Genomic DNA, 14,826 nt, shown 5'->3' with positions numbered 1-14,826 from the left:
TTTAACTATAAAGGAGATTTTACATGTTCTATTACGCAAAATTAAACCTTAGTAAGGAGAAAGATGAAGTTAGCAAAGATATTTTAAGATGCGCTTTAAATAATAAAAGAAGAATAGATGTTGTATCTGCATTTTACAATTCGTCAGATATATTTTTAAAAACTATAATCGCTTTTGCAAATGAGAAGAAGAATATATTGTATATAACAAATGAAGATGACCAGTGTATTGATATTAGTTATTTTATTAGTGAATTTAGTAACTTGGCTCAATATGTAAATTCAAATGATTCTAATTATAATAATGTAAATGAACAATTATATATATGTAATTATCAAGATGCATTAAAATTACAAGAAAAATTTGATTTGGTTATTTATAATGATATTAGAAGTTTTCCCAAATATAACAAACAACAAATAAAAAGAATTTTATTAAAAATGTGCAAAGCTGGAGGCACAGCTATAGCCTATTGTATAGAGAATGTTTTTGATGAGGGGATTACAATAATGTTTCCGCTTAAAAACACTAATATACCAATAATAGAACCTAGAATTATAACTACAAGAATAAATCTTAGCGCAGACATACCACTTGTGGTTTATGAATATCTAAATTGGTCAATTATATCTAATAGGAAGGTGATAATATTTACACCGGATGCACAAAAGGCTACAGCAGTATTTGAGTATTTAAGTATTTTGAAAGAAAAGTTAAGTGAAAATATATTTTTATTTATTGCTGGCAAAAGTGATGATTATATTAAATTAAAGTTTATTAATAAAGAAAAAGGAATAATAGTAACAAATGATTTTGAAGAAAGTTACGTACAATTCCATTATATTAACGTAATAGTTTATTTTGCTGATGATGAGAAATTCAATTATAAACAATTATTGTGTTTATCAAGTAAGGTTGGAAGATATGAAAATGAACATAAGGGAGAAGCTATATTTTTAGCTAATGCTGAAACTGAGCAAATGGATGAAGCTAAAAGTATAGCTAGAAAATTTAATGAGAAGGCGTGGGAAAGAGGATTATTAAATATATAAAAAGTATATTTTATTGTTTAGCAGGACTTATATATTCAGGAGATGAGTCATGTGTGATTTGTAACGGGTATAGTCAGGAAGGCGAAGCGTTATGTAGCTTTTGCAAGGGTAAACTTAGGAGATGTGGCGAAAATTTTTACATTGGTAAGGGTGACGAGAAATATCTAGCTATGTCTGTGTTTTACTATTCGAGTATTATAAAAGAGTTAATTATTAGGCTTAAATACAAAAACGATTTTACATGTGGAGAAATTTTAGCTGAATATATGGTCCGATTTATTAAAAATAGCGAATTACAATTTGACTTAATATCATTTGTACCTATGACTAAAAGAGCACTTAAAATTAGAGGGTATAATCAAAGCGAGTTCTTAGCAAATTACTTATCGAGGCTTCTAAATATTAAAGTAATATGTAATTTAGTTAAGACGTACGATACTAAAGATCAAATAGGACTAAGTGGTGAGGAACGTTGGGTTAATATGGAAAAATGTTTTAAAATCGAGAAAAATAAATTTATAAAAAATAAAAATATTTTACTTATAGATGATGTTATAACTACAGGGGCTACAGCGTTTCAGTGTGCGAATGCGCTAAAAGAAAATGGGGCAAACAATATTTATGTATTGACTATAGCTAAAAGTAATGTATAATACTTATTGTAGTAAGTTAGGTTTGTGGTTGAAAGTCGATGCCAGTCGCAGGCGAAACGATCCACGTAAGTTAAACAAAGTTTAGTGAGCATGGTGCGGCTTAGAGGTTAGTCCTGCCGTTTAGTAGACGAGAGTGTTAGTAGTGAGAAGGTAATTCTGGGTAGCCAAAGCTCCAGCAGGCGAGTGTGGGGTCAAAAACCAGGTCAACTAACTTACTAAAGTACTTATAGTGCGGCTATGACAGTCAGAAATGACTGTCATTTCTTTTTTTGATTATCATTTAACGAAATTTAAGCTCCTTAGGATATGATTTAACTCAGGAAGTAGGGCGGTTGTAAGATGTTATCTATTAAATTGAATTAATATTATGTGAATTCTCATTTTAATGGTTGCTATTTTGCAATAAAAGTAATAGAATTAAACTATCAAACATATAACATACCTAAAGATAGTGAGGTGTGCGAATATTAGGGAGGGGCTGTACGTATGAAAGTTAAACTAATCGGAAAGAATATTGAGATAACAGAAGCCTTGAAAAATATTATAGAAAAGAAAGTATCTAAATTGGATAAATATTTTAATCCAGATGTGGAGGCTCAAGCAACCTTGGGTGTTCAAAAGAATAGACGTACTATAGAAATTACAATTCCTTTTAATGGAGTGATTTTAAGGGCTGAAGAGCAAAATGAAGATATGTATATAGCTATAGATATTGTAGCTGATAAATTAGAAAGACAACTTAGAAAACATAAAACAAAATTAGAAAAAAGAAATCATGTGACTTCTCTTAAATTCCAGGGTACACAACAACTTAATAATGTTGAGGAAGATAAAGAACCTGAGATAGTAAAGACAAAGAAATTTGCTATTAAACCAATGTCAGCTGAGGAAGCTGTACTTCAAATGGAATTAGTTGGTCATAGTTTCTTCGTATATATGAGAGATGATAGTTCAGAAGTGAATGTAGTATATAAAAGAAAAGATGGAGATTATGGTTTGATAGAACCAGAATTTTAAATTATAATAAATTTAAAGGATTAAAGTAAGTATATTTACTTTAATCCTTTTTTTAACGGCATCTCAGCTCCACAGGAGATGATTTAACTTTGAGAAATATGCTAATATTATAAAGTAAAAATATTAGTGGTTTATTTACAAAATTTATAACATTATATAAGTTGAATAGCAATATATTAAGTGGTATAATTTAAAAGTGTAAATTAGTAAGACTTTAAACGGATTGTGAGGATGAAAAATATGAAAATTTTCGATAAATTTTTTGGAAGTTATAGTGATAGAGAAATAAAAAAAATAAGTTCGACTGTAGATAAAATAGAGGCGTTGGACTCAGAAATGACCAGCTTAAGTGATGAAGAACTTAGAGCAAAAACCCAGGAATTTAAAACTAGATTAAATGACGGAAGCACTTTAGAAGATATTTTACCCGAAGCGTTTGCGGTTGTTAGAGAGGCTTCTTGGAGAGTTCTTCATATGAAGCATTTTAGAGTACAACTAATTGGGGGAATAGTACTTCACCAAGGAAGAATAACGGAGATGAAAACAGGTGAAGGAAAAACTCTTGTAGCAACGCTTCCATCATATTTGAACGCGCTTGAAGGAAAAGGTGTTCACATAATTACAGTTAATGACTATCTTGCAAAAAGAGATAGAAATGATATGGGGCAAATACATGAATTTTTAGGAGTTTCTGTAGGTGTTATTATCCATGACATAGATCAAACTCAAAGGAAAGAGGCCTATAATTCAGACATAACATATGGAACAAATAATGAATTTGGATTTGATTATTTAAGAGATAATATGGTTGTTTATAAGGAAGAAAGAGTTCAAAGGGGATTAAACTATGTAATCGTGGATGAGGTTGATTCTATACTGATAGATGAGGCTAGAACACCTCTAATTATATCTGGAGAAGGAGATAAATCTACAGACTTTTACAAAGTTGCAGATTATTTTGTTAAAACTCTAGTTCTTGAGGAAGATTATACTATAGATGAAAAAGCAAGTGCTGTTATATTATCTGATTCAGGAATAGACAAATCAGAGAAGTTTTTTCACATAGAAAATTATGCTGATGCAGAGAATATGGGTATCCAACACCATGTTGTTCAGGCTTTAAAAGCAAACTATATTATGAGAAAAGACAAGGACTACATGGAGAAAAATGGAGAAGTTATTATTGTAGATGAGTTTACAGGAAGACTTATGGAAGGTAGAAGATATAGTGATGGACTTCACCAAGCTATTGAAGCAAAAGAGGGAGTTAAAATTGAAAAAGAGTCAAAAACTCTTGCAACAATTACTTTCCAAAACTATTTTAGAATGTATACTAAGATTGCAGGTATGACTGGTACTGCACTTACAGAAGAAAATGAATTTAGAGAGATATATGGACTAGATGTAATAGTAATACCTACTAATATGCCGTTAATAAGATTAGACAATGCTGATTTGGTTTTTAAAACTGTTAATGGAAAATATAAAGCTATAATAGATGAAATAGTTGAAACTTATAATGAAAAGCAACCAGTTCTTGTAGGTACCGTTAGTATAGAAAAATCAGAACTATTATCTGAGCTGCTTAAGAAAAGAGGAATTCCTCATCAAGTACTCAATGCTAAATACCATGAAAGGGAAGCGGATATAGTATCTCATGCAGGTTCAATTGGAATGGTTACTATAGCAACTAACATGGCTGGTCGTGGTACAGACATTAAGCTTGAAGATGGAGTTGCCGAGGCTGGTGGACTTAAGATAATTGGAACTGAAAGACATGAATCTAGAAGAATTGATAATCAGCTTAGAGGCCGTTCTGGTCGTCAAGGTGATTTAGGAAGCACAAGGTTTTATATATCACTTGAAGATGATTTAATGAGGATATTTGGTTCTGAGAGGCTTCAAGGGGTTGTAGGAAAATTAGGTTTAACTGATGAGGATGCTATCGAAAGTAAAATGGTAAGTGGAGCTATCGAAAGTGCTCAAAAGAAAGTAGAAGGAAATAATTTTGATATAAGAAAAAATGTTGTTCAATATGATGATGTAATGAATCAACAAAGAGAAATAATTTATAGACAAAGAACTGAAGTTCTTCAAGGTGAAAATATAAAGGGACAAATTGAAGAAATGATGAAAGATGTTATTTTTGCTGCAGTTGATTCACATCTTACTAGCAATGAAGAAACTCTTGATGAAGAGGTTGTGAGTTTAGTAAATTATCTTGAGGAGATTTATATTCCAAAGGATATGATTTCAACAGAAGAATTGGCTAAAACATCTAACGATGAAATTAAGGATGCACTCTTAGATTTAGCTCATAAAATGTATGATGCAAAAGAAGAAAATTTTGGAGAAGAGCAAATAAGAGAAGTTGAACGAGTTATTCTTTTAAGAGTAGTAGATAGTAAATGGATGGATCATATCGATGCAATGGAACACTTAAAACAAGGTATTGGTCTTAGAGCTTATAAGCAACAGGATCCATCACAAGCATACCAAATGGAAGGCAGTGACATGTTTGCTGATATGGTTGAAGCTATAAAAATAGAAACTATTAAATATCTATTCCACGTGCAAATAGAAAAACCACCTGAAAGAGAAAGGGTTGCTCAAATTACATCAACAAATCATGATGATACCATTAAAAAAGAGCCAACTAAAAAGGAAACTAAACAAGGAAGAAATGATGAATGTGCTTGTGGTTCAGGTAAAAAATATAAAAACTGTTGTGGCAGAGGATAATTACAAATTATTATTTTTAAGTGAAGCTATAAAAGGGGCGAGCAATGATCAATTGTACGCCTCTTTTATAAATATAATGAGAGAGGTGTTATAGTTGATAATATTAATTGAAGAAATATTAAGCGAAATAAATGTGTTAAAAACAAATGTAGAAGAAATTCGGGTGTCTCTTTGACGTAACATCAATGGAAAAACAATTAAAAGAGCTTGAGTTTAAGATGCAGGAAACCGTCTTTTGGGACGATATAACACGTGCGCAACAAATTACGCAAGAAGCTAAAGGCATTAAAGATAGGATTGATAGATTTAATTTAGTAATAAGTAAAATAGAAGATATAGAAGTGCTCACTAAGTTAAGTCAAGAGGAAGAAGATGATTCCTCAATAGGTGAGATAAAAAATGAATTAAAAGAGTTAACAATTGACACCGACAGGTTTAGGATAGAAATATTATTATCTGGAAAATATGATAAAAATAATGCAATTTTAACCCTTCACACTGGTGCAGGTGGAAGTGATGCTCAGGATTGGACGGAAATGCTTTATAGAATGTACACGCGTTGGTGTGAAAAGAAGGAATATAAGGTAGAAGTCTTAGATTACCAACCATCTGACGAGGCAGGTATAAAAGCGGTTACATTAAAAATAACTGGTGAGTATGCATATGGATATTTGATGGCTGAGAAGGGAGTTCATAGGCTTGTGAGGATTTCACCTTTTAATGCAAATGGAAAAAGGCAAACTTCGTTTGCTTCTTGTGAAGTGCTTCCAGAGCTTACGCAGGATCAAGATATTGAGATAAAGGTGGATGACCTTAGGATAGACACCTATAGGTCTGGAGGCGCAGGAGGCCAACATGTAAATAAAACTGACTCAGCAATAAGGATTACCCATATACCTACAGGCATTGTGGTTCAGTGTCAAAATGAGCGGAGCCAACATAGTAATAAACAAACTGCAATGAAGATGCTTATGGCAAAACTTTTGGATTTAAAGGAAAGGGCTAAAAAAGATAAAATAGAAGACTTAACTGGGGATCTTAAAGAAAATGGCTGGGGAAGTCAAATTAGATCTTATGTATTTCACCCATATAATTTGGTTAAGGACCATAGAACTAATACGGAGATGGGAAATGTAGGAGCAGTCATGGATGGGGATATCGATATTTTTATTGAGGCTTACCTTAGACAGGCTAATAAATAGTTTTAGGCTGTCTGAAAAACGTAGGGTAGGTAAATAAAGGATGGGTTAATAATGAAGAAAGTAGTTAAAATTAAAGACATTATTATAGGAGAAGGATTACCTAAAATTTGTGTGTCAATGGTGGGAGAAACTATTTCAGAACTTATTGACGAAGCAAATTCTTTAAATGGGTTAGATCTAGATGTTATAGAATGGCGCGTAGACTTTTTTAAAGACGTTACAAATATAGATAAAGTTAAAGAAGTATTAAAAGCAATTAGGAAAGTTTTAGCCAATACTCCTATTGTGTTTACTTTTCGTAGCGCTAAAGAAGGTGGGCAAAAAGAAGTGGAATCATCATTTTATTTTGAATTAAATAAATTAATTGCACAAACTAAACTTGTTGAAGTTATAGATGTTGAGTTATTTAACGATGAAAAAGATGTAAAAAAATTGGTTGAGGTAGCACATGCAGCTAATGTAGCGGTTATTATATCTAATCATGATTTTCACAAGACTCCAGAAAAGGAAGAAATTATATCAAGGTTACGCAAGGCACAAGAATTAGGAGCGGATCTTCCTAAAATTGCAGTAATGCCTATGTGTGCTAAAGATGTAATTACACTTCTAGACGCAACGCGCATTATGAATGAGGAATATGCAAATGGTCCTATTATTACAATGTCTATGGCTGGGCAAGGAGTTATAAGTAGATTATCAGGAGAATTATTTGGCTCAGCATTAACATTTGGCGCAGCGAAAAAAGCTTCTGCACCAGGACAGATTTCTGTAGTAGATTTACGAGGAGTTATTTCGTTACTTCATAATAATATATAAAGAAAATTTAGATTGATAATAAACTAATAATTAAAGAAGAAAAAGGTTATGTCAAAACAATTTGACATAACCTTTTCCTTATCTATATAATATAGATATTTATTTTTCAGGATGATAGTTAGAGGATCTAGTTAAAGCACCTAACATACTTCCTTCAACTACATCATTTAGTCTACCTACCATTGTTTCTGGTGATTCTACCATTCTGTTTTTTATCCACTGCACTGTGATGCCGACAAAAGCATGAGTATAAAAATCTGCTACAAAACTTTTATCGGTGTCCGTTACTTTAATTTCTAAGGATTCGTTTATGTTGGTGGAAATATCATTTACTACTCCCATAATGAGGTCATAGGTTTTCTCAAAAAGATATCCATCAAATGCATTTTGACCGGGAGTGTTAAGTGCATTAATATAAAAGCATTTATTCTCCATAAAATATACTAAAGTTTTATACATTCCATGTGTCCAATGTGCATAATTTTTACAATCGGCTATATTTTCTATGGCCTCAGTATAATAAATCCAGTTAACAAGATCAAATTTATCCTTAAAATGATAGTAAAAGGTTTGCCTGTTAACGCCACAATTATCTGCGATTTCACGAATAGATATTTTAGAAAGTGGAATTGTTATCATTAATTTCTTAATTGATAGAGCAAGAGCCTCTTTCGTTAATTGTGATTCTGACATTATTCTCACCTACAATTAATTATTATAAAACATAATGGATACTAGTAAGCTCTTACTAACTAGTAAGCTCTTCCCCAAATAACATTTGTTTTAGCTGGCTGTCCGCAACATAAGCAAACACCTTTATCCTCGCTTTGATCAAATGGCATACATCTAGATGATGCACCGGCTACTTCTTTTACTTTTTCTTCGCAAGTTAGTTCCCCACACCATGGAGCAGTTACAAATCCTAGGTTTTTATCAAGAATATCTTTTAATTCTTTTACAGTTGTTGCAGTAAAGCTTCTATTATCTTGTGCCGCTTTCGCTTTTTCAAGTAGGGATTTTTGAATATCTATTAAAAGCTCAGGTACTAATGTAGCAAGCTCTTCCATTGGAACAAATATTTTTTCACGGGTATCGCGTCTTACAAGTACTACTTGATTTTTCTCTATATCTTTTGGTCCAACTTCTAAACGTAGTGGAACACCTTTCATCTCATATTCACTGAATTTCCATCCTGGCATCTTATCACTAGTATCCATTTTAACCCTAGCAACTTTGGATAACATATCTTTTAACTGCGTTGCTTTTTCAATTACGCCTTCTTTATGTTGCGCAACTGGAACAATCATAAGTTGGATTGGGGCTACTGCTGGTGGTAATATTAAACCATTATCATCACCATGAACCATAATTATTGCGCCAATAAGTCTTGTAGACATTCCCCAAGATGTTTGGTGAACATAAGCAAGTTTCCCAGTTTTATCTGAATACTGTATATTAAAGGCTTTTGCAAAACCATCTCCAAAATTATGTGATGTACCACATTGAAGTGCTTTTCCGTCATGCATTAAACTTTCAATTGTGTAAGTTTCATTTGCGCCTGCAAATTTTTCTTTTTCTGTTTTTTTACCGCGAATTACAGGAATAGCAAGGGTTTCTTCACAAAAAGTTGCATACACATTAAGCATTTTAAGTGTTTCTTCTTTTGCCTCGGCCTGCGTTGCATGTGCAGTATGACCTTCTTGCCATAAGAATTCAGAACTTCTAAGAAAAGGTCTTGTTGTTTTTTCCCATCTTACTACAGAACACCATTGGTTATATAATTTAGGGAGATCATTGTAAGATTGAATTATTTTTGAATAGTGATCACAAAATAATGTTTCAGAAGTAGGTCTGACGCAAAGTCTCTCTGCAAGGAGTTCGTCGCCACCGTGTGTTACCCAAGCAACCTCTGGTGCAAAGCCTTTAACATGATCTGCTTCCTTTTGTAGCAAGCTTTCAGGAATGAACATTGGCATATATACATTTTCATGACCTGTGTCTTTAAACATCTGATCTAAAGTTTTTTGGATATTTTCCCAAATAGCATAACCATAAGGCCTTATAACCATACAACCTTTAACGCTTGCATAGTCGGCAAGTTCAGCTTTTTTAACAATATCTGTATACCACTTTGCAAAATCTTCATCCATTGAGGTAATAGCTTCTACAAATTTTTTTCCATTTGCCATAATTATCATATCTCCTTGTAAAATAAAATTTTTTGAAATAAATACAAAAAAACCCGTATCCCCAAAAGGAACCGAGTATTATTTTAATAATAGGTACTCTACATTTAATCATAGAATAAAAATAATAATATGTCAAGAAAACAATTATTTACAACTTTTTATGTGATATGAGGATTGAATTAGTGGTATGATTAAATATGTTAATTTTAATTGATTAATTTAAAATATAAATTATGTGAGGAGGATTGGTTATTTAGCGTATAGAAATAAATAGAATAGATAATGGTACTATCTATATGAATATGACGCTAATAAATGACCAAAATAATATGGAAAATATAAATAGTAGATTAATTAAAGAGTTTGCAATAACTATAAATCAGGCGGAAAGTGTAATTGAATTATTAGATGAGGGGAATACAGTTCCCTTTATAGCTAGATATAGGAAAGAAAGAACCGGTGGACTGGATGATATAATACTAAGAAATTTTACAGAGAGGTTAATATATCTTAGAAATTTAGAGGAAAGAAAAACAGATGTAATACGTCTTATTGGTGAGCAAGAGAAGCTAACTGATGAAATTGAGAAGTCTGTAAACAAATGTGAAACACTTACAGAGATAGAGGATATATATAGACCATTTAAGCCTAAGAAAAGAACTAGAGCTATCATTGCAATGGAAAAAGGGCTTAAACCTCTTGCGGAAACTATTTTTAGTGGTGAGTTTAAAGGTGATATGGATGAGCTTACTCAAAAATTTATAAATGAAGAAAATGGAGTAAGTACTTCTATAGAAGCACTTCAAGGTGCTGGCGATATCATTAGTGAAATAATTTCAGATGAAGCGAGCTCACGAAAGTGGATTAGAGCACTAGTACATAATCATGGAAATGTAGAAACAAAAGGAAGTTCAGAGGAAACTACTCCATTTGAAATGTATTATGAGTATAAAGAAGGCGTTAAGTCTATTCCGCCACATAGAATTCTTGCTATAAATAGGGGCGAGAGTAGTAAGATACTTTCTGTAAAAATTAAAGCTGATAATGATCAAATCATAGAGTACTTGAGAGTCAAATGCTTAAAAGGAAATAAGGAAACAGATAAATATATAGAGCTCAGCATAATTGATTCAGTAAAAAGACTTATATTTCCCTCAATTGAGAGAGAAATAAGATCAGAACTTACAGAAAAGGGTGAAATCGGAGCAATAGAAATATTTAAAGCTAATTTGAAGGCTCTTTTAATGCAGTCACCTATAAAAGGGAAAGTAGTACTTGGTTTTGATCCTGGATTTAGAACTGGGTGCAAAATAGCAGTACTCGATGATACAGGTAAGGTTTTAGATATGGCTACAGTATATGCTACTGCGGGTAGCACAGATGGCGTTCGAAAATCTATAGCTATCATTAAAGATCTAGTAATTAAGCATAATGTAGAAGTAGTATCACTTGGTAATGGAACTGCTAGCCGTGAGTCTGAAGGGATTTTAGCGCAAATTATTAAGGAACTTAAAGAAGAAAAATTAAAAGACTTATATTATGTTATAGTTTCAGAAGCAGGAGCTTCGGTATATTCTGCGTCAGAACTTGCGTCTAAAGAATATCCCAATATAGATGTGTCAATTAGAGGAGCTATTTCTATAGGGAGAAGACTTCAAGACCCACTGGTGGAGCTCGTTAAAATAGATCCTAAAGCTATTGGAGTTGGTCAATACCAACATGATGTGACACCTAAGAAGCTTGATGAATCATTAAAAGGAGTAGTTGAGGATTGTGTTAATGCTGTTGGGGTAGATCTTAACATTGCAACACCTTCACTATTAACTTATATATCGGGAATAAACACTGCTATAGCTCAAAACATTGTAGTGTATAGAGAAGAAAATGGTAAGTTTAAAACTAGAAAAGAATTGTTAAAAGTTAAAAGACTGGGAGCAAAGGCATATGAGCAGTGTGCAGGATTTTTAAGAGTTATGGAGGGCAGCGAATTTTTAGATAACACCTCAGTACATCCAGAAACTTATACTGCTACTAAAAAACTATTAGAGTCTTTAAGTTATACAAAAGAAGATCTTAAATCTTTAAACTTTAAGGATATGGATGAGAGGTTAAAAGAGGTTAATGTTACAGAACTAGCACAAAAATTAGAAATAGGAGTTCCGACGCTCAGGGATATTATTAAAGAAATTAAAAAGCCAGGTAGAGATCCAAGAGAGGAATTACCAAAACCAATATTAAAAACAGGGGTAGTTAAAATGGAACACCTTAAAACAGGAATGAAACTTATGGGTACTGTTAGAAATGTATCTGATTTTGGAGCTTTTGTTGATATTGGCGTTCATCAAGATGGGCTAGTACATATTAGTCAATTATCAGATAAATTTGTAAAACACCCATTGGATGTGGTTAGCGTTGGAGATATAGTAGAGGTTAGTGTACTTGAAGTTGATGAAAAAAGAAAAAGAATATCTTTATCAATGAAAAATCTATAATTAATAGCTTGCTTTTTATGTGAAACGTATATATAATTAAAGTATAAAAATAAAATTTAATAATCTTCAGGGCGGGGCGAAATTCCCCACCGGCGGTAAAGCCCGCGAGCCGTAAGGCTGATTCGGTTAGATTCCGAAGCCGACAGTAAAGTCTGGATGAAAGAAGATGCGATATATATATACGAATGAGCCCTGACATAATTTTATGTCGGGGTTTTATTATATCCATCCCTAGAAGAATATTTATTAGGGGGTACTAAAAATGAGAGACGAAAAACTTGTAAGACTAATCAAAATTTCACTTTTATCTGTTATGGCTTTTCTTTTAATGTACATCGAATTACCAATACCAATATTTCCTGAGTTTTTAAAAATTGATATCAGTGATTTGCCAGCGCTTCTAGGAGCTTTTGCATTAGGACCAATAGCAGGAGTCATGATTGAACTATTTAAAAATTTATTGCATGGACTACTTGCAACAAAAACAGCATTTGTAGGAGAACTTGCTAATTTTCTAGTAGGTGGAGTTTTAGTATTTATTTCTGGATATATATATAAAGCTAAAAAAAGCAAGGGTGGCGCTATTATCGCACTAGTAACAGGAGTAGTGTGTATGTCAATTTTTGCAGCAGTTCTGAACTATTTTATTATATTACCTTTATACCAGTCGGTATTAGGATTTAAAATAAGTATGGTAGTAGGAGCAGGATCAATTATAAATCCTAATATTAAAGATTTAACTTCTTTCGTTATATGGATGATTATTCCTTTCAATTTATTCAAGGGAGTAATAATATCAGCAATGACTTTAGCTTTATATAAGAGTGTGTCACCTATACTTCATAAAGAACATATAGAACAAAAATATAAAGATAGTCAAAGAGTTACTAATAAAAAATAGTATTAAATAAACGGGTACCTATATTATAGGTACCCGTTTATTTAACTTAACTATAAATTTCGATTCCACATAATTACTGCATCTTCTCCATTATCTTCATAATAATTGTGTCTAAGGCCTTCTTGATTGAAACCATATTTTTCATATAGGTTTATAGCAATAAAATTTGAACTTCTAACTTCTAAAGTTATTGCGGAAATCTTTTGTTTTCTGCAAATTCTAAATAAAGCCTCAACAATCATGTCTCCAGCTCCATGACCGCGAGCCTCTGGGTGTACGGCAACATTAGTAATATGAGCCTCATCTATAATTACCCACATACCGCCATACCCTACTATAGAATTACCGCTTTTTAATACCACATATTTAGCAAATTTATTATCTAACTCACTTTGGAGCGATTCAAAACTCCAGGAAATAGGGAAACTTAATTCACTAATATTGAGTATTGATTTTATAGACGTAATATCCATTGGGTAAATTTTAAAATCACTATTCATTTTTCTTTTGCCTCATTTTCTCTTCGTATTCACGCTCCGCTTGGGGCTTTCTAAGATAAATGGGAATTGCCCCATAGATATCATCGGTTACTCCAGAGTATAGGAGCTTAAGACCTAATTCGCCTAGAGAAGAAGCCTTAGCTAGATTTAAATGAGCAGGTGCAAAACTAATATTAGGTAAATTAGTTATAAGTTTTTCTTTGAATTTTGGGACACCATCCCCAACAAAGGTAATGTTACAATCTTTATCTTTAAGTATATTTATTAACTCGTCTATTGAAATATTAACATAATCTAGGGTTTGGTTAAGCTCGTTATTATCAAAATTATATAAAGCAGTATAAACATTATCTCTTAGAGCATCAAGGATAGGACATATAATACCATTAGTATAGGCTAAGTTATATGCTAAAGAATCTAAAGTAGATACAGTTACAAAAGGTTTTTGGCAGCCTTGACTTAATCCTTTAACGGTAGCCATACCTATTCTTAGTCCTGTAAAAGAACCAGGTCCTTTAGACGCCACAAAAGCATCTATATCATCAATATTCATCTTCGTATTTTTAAATAGATCATCAATCATAGGCATAAGTATTTGAGAATGTTGTTTTTTAAAGTTAAAAGTTATTTCGCCAAGTACTTTATTATCGTCAAGAATTGCACATGTCGCTGCCTGCGTTGCGGTGTCGAGACTTAAAATTTTCATAGTTTTATCTCCTTTATGTAATCATATCTTTTATCTGTATATTCCATTTTAATTTTTCTATAGTTATCTGAAATTTCAAGATCTTTTTCTATGGTTATAGTTAAATTATTTGGTGGAATCAATTCTTTAATATAATTAGCCCATTCAATAATACTAACCCCATCGCTAAATATATATTCATCAAAGCCTATAGCTTCTATTTCGTCTGGATCATTTACCCTGTAAACATCAAAATGATTTAATTTTAGCCTACCTGTATATTCATTTACAATTGTAAATGTAGGACTTGTAATATGATCTTCAATATCTAAGCCTTTTGCAATTCCTTTTGTTAAATGAGTTTTGCCAGTACCTAAGTCTCCAATCAGGCAAATTATATCACCAGAATTTACAAGTGAGCCTAATAATTGTCCTATTTTATAAGTTTCGTCTATTGTAGTTACTATGTATTCCATAAGTTTCACCTCATTAAATATTTTATCCTAAAATGTAAAAAAAGAAAAGGGTTCATAGTTTAAAGGTGAGTAATTCCTAATAATAAATTGAAATTAGATTT

At 32.1% G+C, this 14,826-nt stretch carries 13 protein-coding genes and 1 riboswitch; of the genes, 8 read left to right on the top strand and 5 right to left on the bottom strand.

Annotation, left to right across the window (positions count from 1 at the left end; translation table 11 throughout):
- Positions 1-23: 23 nt before the first annotated feature.
- The 6 genes from ACREVX_RS10940 to aroD all read left to right on the top strand — a co-directional run bounded on the left by ACREVX_RS10940 (position 24) and on the right by aroD (position 7,482).
- Positions 24-1,052: a hypothetical protein gene (locus ACREVX_RS10940; protein WP_431544221.1), complete on the top strand. Its 1,029-nt coding sequence runs from the start codon at positions 24-26 to the stop codon at positions 1,050-1,052.
- Between the two features lie 53 nt (positions 1,053-1,105).
- Entirely contained in the window at positions 1,106-1,705 is a 600-nt protein-coding gene (locus ACREVX_RS10935) for a ComF family protein (protein ID WP_431544220.1), read from the top strand.
- Between the two features lie 486 nt (positions 1,706-2,191).
- Positions 2,192-2,722 carry a ribosome hibernation-promoting factor, HPF/YfiA family gene (gene hpf / locus ACREVX_RS10930; protein ID WP_431544219.1) on the top strand — a complete coding sequence of 177 codons (531 nt, stop codon included), beginning with the start codon at positions 2,192-2,194 and terminating at the stop codon, positions 2,720-2,722.
- 240 nt (positions 2,723-2,962) lie between these two features.
- On the top strand, positions 2,963-5,464 hold the full coding sequence (gene secA, locus ACREVX_RS10925; RefSeq protein ID WP_431544218.1) for a preprotein translocase subunit SecA: 2,502 nt from the start codon (positions 2,963-2,965) through the stop codon (positions 5,462-5,464).
- A gap of 94 nt (positions 5,465-5,558) precedes the next feature.
- A protein-coding gene (gene prfB, locus ACREVX_RS10920; protein ID WP_431544217.1) for a peptide chain release factor 2 occupies positions 5,559-6,666 on the top strand; the annotation gives its coding sequence in 2 pieces (ribosomal slippage) (positions 5,559-5,636 and positions 5,638-6,666; 1,107 coding nt in all).
- Between the two features lie 51 nt (positions 6,667-6,717).
- Positions 6,718-7,482 carry a type I 3-dehydroquinate dehydratase gene (aroD, locus tag ACREVX_RS10915; protein ID WP_431544216.1) on the top strand — a complete coding sequence of 255 codons (765 nt, stop codon included), beginning with the start codon at positions 6,718-6,720 and terminating at the stop codon, positions 7,480-7,482.
- A 99-nt stretch (positions 7,483-7,581) separates the two neighbouring features.
- Here the strand turns inward: aroD and dhaS are convergent, their stop codons facing one another.
- Complete coding sequence (gene dhaS / locus ACREVX_RS10910) at positions 7,582-8,175, bottom strand: dihydroxyacetone kinase transcriptional activator DhaS (protein ID WP_431544215.1); 594 nt, start codon at positions 8,173-8,175, stop codon at positions 7,582-7,584.
- A 59-nt stretch (positions 8,176-8,234) separates the two neighbouring features.
- Positions 8,235-9,671 carry a proline--tRNA ligase gene (gene proS, locus ACREVX_RS10905; RefSeq protein ID WP_431544214.1) on the bottom strand — a complete coding sequence of 479 codons (1,437 nt, stop codon included), beginning with the start codon at positions 9,669-9,671 and terminating at the stop codon, positions 8,235-8,237.
- A 329-nt stretch (positions 9,672-10,000) separates the two neighbouring features.
- On the opposite strand from proS, the gene ACREVX_RS10900 reads away from it, so the two are divergent.
- Positions 10,001-12,163: a Tex family protein gene (locus ACREVX_RS10900; protein ID WP_431544324.1), complete on the top strand. Its 2,163-nt coding sequence runs from the start codon at positions 10,001-10,003 to the stop codon at positions 12,161-12,163.
- 58 nt (positions 12,164-12,221) lie between these two features.
- A riboswitch (FMN riboswitch) is annotated at positions 12,222-12,335 on the top strand.
- Between the two features lie 90 nt (positions 12,336-12,425).
- Positions 12,426-13,064 (top strand): ECF transporter S component, encoded by a 639-nt coding sequence (locus tag ACREVX_RS10895; RefSeq protein ID WP_431544213.1) that lies wholly within the window; start codon positions 12,426-12,428, stop codon positions 13,062-13,064.
- 50 nt (positions 13,065-13,114) lie between these two features.
- Here ACREVX_RS10895 and rimI read toward each other — a convergent pair whose 3' ends face one another.
- The 3 genes from rimI to tsaE are packed head-to-tail and all read right to left on the bottom strand — an operon-like array spanning position 13,115 to position 14,725.
- Entirely contained in the window at positions 13,115-13,564 is a 450-nt protein-coding gene (gene rimI, locus ACREVX_RS10890) for a ribosomal protein S18-alanine N-acetyltransferase (protein ID WP_431544212.1), read from the bottom strand.
- On the bottom strand, positions 13,557-14,270 hold the full coding sequence (tsaB, locus tag ACREVX_RS10885; RefSeq protein WP_431544211.1) for a tRNA (adenosine(37)-N6)-threonylcarbamoyltransferase complex dimerization subunit type 1 TsaB: 714 nt from the start codon (positions 14,268-14,270) through the stop codon (positions 13,557-13,559). The genes rimI and tsaB overlap by 8 nt, the downstream gene beginning before the upstream one ends.
- On the bottom strand, positions 14,267-14,725 hold the full coding sequence (gene tsaE, locus ACREVX_RS10880) for a tRNA (adenosine(37)-N6)-threonylcarbamoyltransferase complex ATPase subunit type 1 TsaE (RefSeq protein ID WP_431544210.1): 459 nt from the start codon (positions 14,723-14,725) through the stop codon (positions 14,267-14,269). The genes tsaB and tsaE overlap by 4 nt, the downstream gene beginning before the upstream one ends.
- Positions 14,726-14,826: the final 101 nt, after the last annotated feature.

The organism is Clostridium sp., from assembly GCF_050717545.1.
Lineage (GTDB): Bacteria > Bacillota > Clostridia > Clostridiales > Clostridiaceae > Clostridium_AD.
The sequence above is the reverse complement of the archived record's forward strand: the minus strand, read 5'-3'. Positions and strand labels throughout refer to the sequence as shown.

Bases quoted from the DNA above. Each gene is read 5' to 3' on its own strand.
- ACREVX_RS10940 (WP_431544221.1), top strand. From the start codon at position 24: ATGTTCTATTACGCAAAATTAAACCTTAGTAAGGAGAAAGATGAAGTT.
- hpf (WP_431544219.1), top strand. From the start codon at position 2,192: ATGAAAGTTAAACTAATCGGAAAGAATATTGAGATAACAGAAGCCTTG.
- secA (WP_431544218.1), top strand. From the start codon at position 2,963: ATGAAAATTTTCGATAAATTTTTTGGAAGTTATAGTGATAGAGAAATA.
- aroD (WP_431544216.1), top strand. From the start codon at position 6,718: ATGAAGAAAGTAGTTAAAATTAAAGACATTATTATAGGAGAAGGATTA.
- dhaS (WP_431544215.1), bottom strand. From the start codon at position 8,175: ATGTCAGAATCACAATTAACGAAAGAGGCTCTTGCTCTATCAATTAAG.
- proS (WP_431544214.1), bottom strand. From the start codon at position 9,671: ATGGCAAATGGAAAAAAATTTGTAGAAGCTATTACCTCAATGGATGAA.
- ACREVX_RS10900 (WP_431544324.1), top strand. From the start codon at position 10,001: ATGGAAAATATAAATAGTAGATTAATTAAAGAGTTTGCAATAACTATA.
- ACREVX_RS10895 (WP_431544213.1), top strand. From the start codon at position 12,426: ATGAGAGACGAAAAACTTGTAAGACTAATCAAAATTTCACTTTTATCT.
- rimI (WP_431544212.1), bottom strand. From the start codon at position 13,564: ATGAATAGTGATTTTAAAATTTACCCAATGGATATTACGTCTATAAAA.
- tsaB (WP_431544211.1), bottom strand. From the start codon at position 14,270: ATGAAAATTTTAAGTCTCGACACCGCAACGCAGGCAGCGACATGTGCA.
- tsaE (WP_431544210.1), bottom strand. From the start codon at position 14,725: ATGGAATACATAGTAACTACAATAGACGAAACTTATAAAATAGGACAA.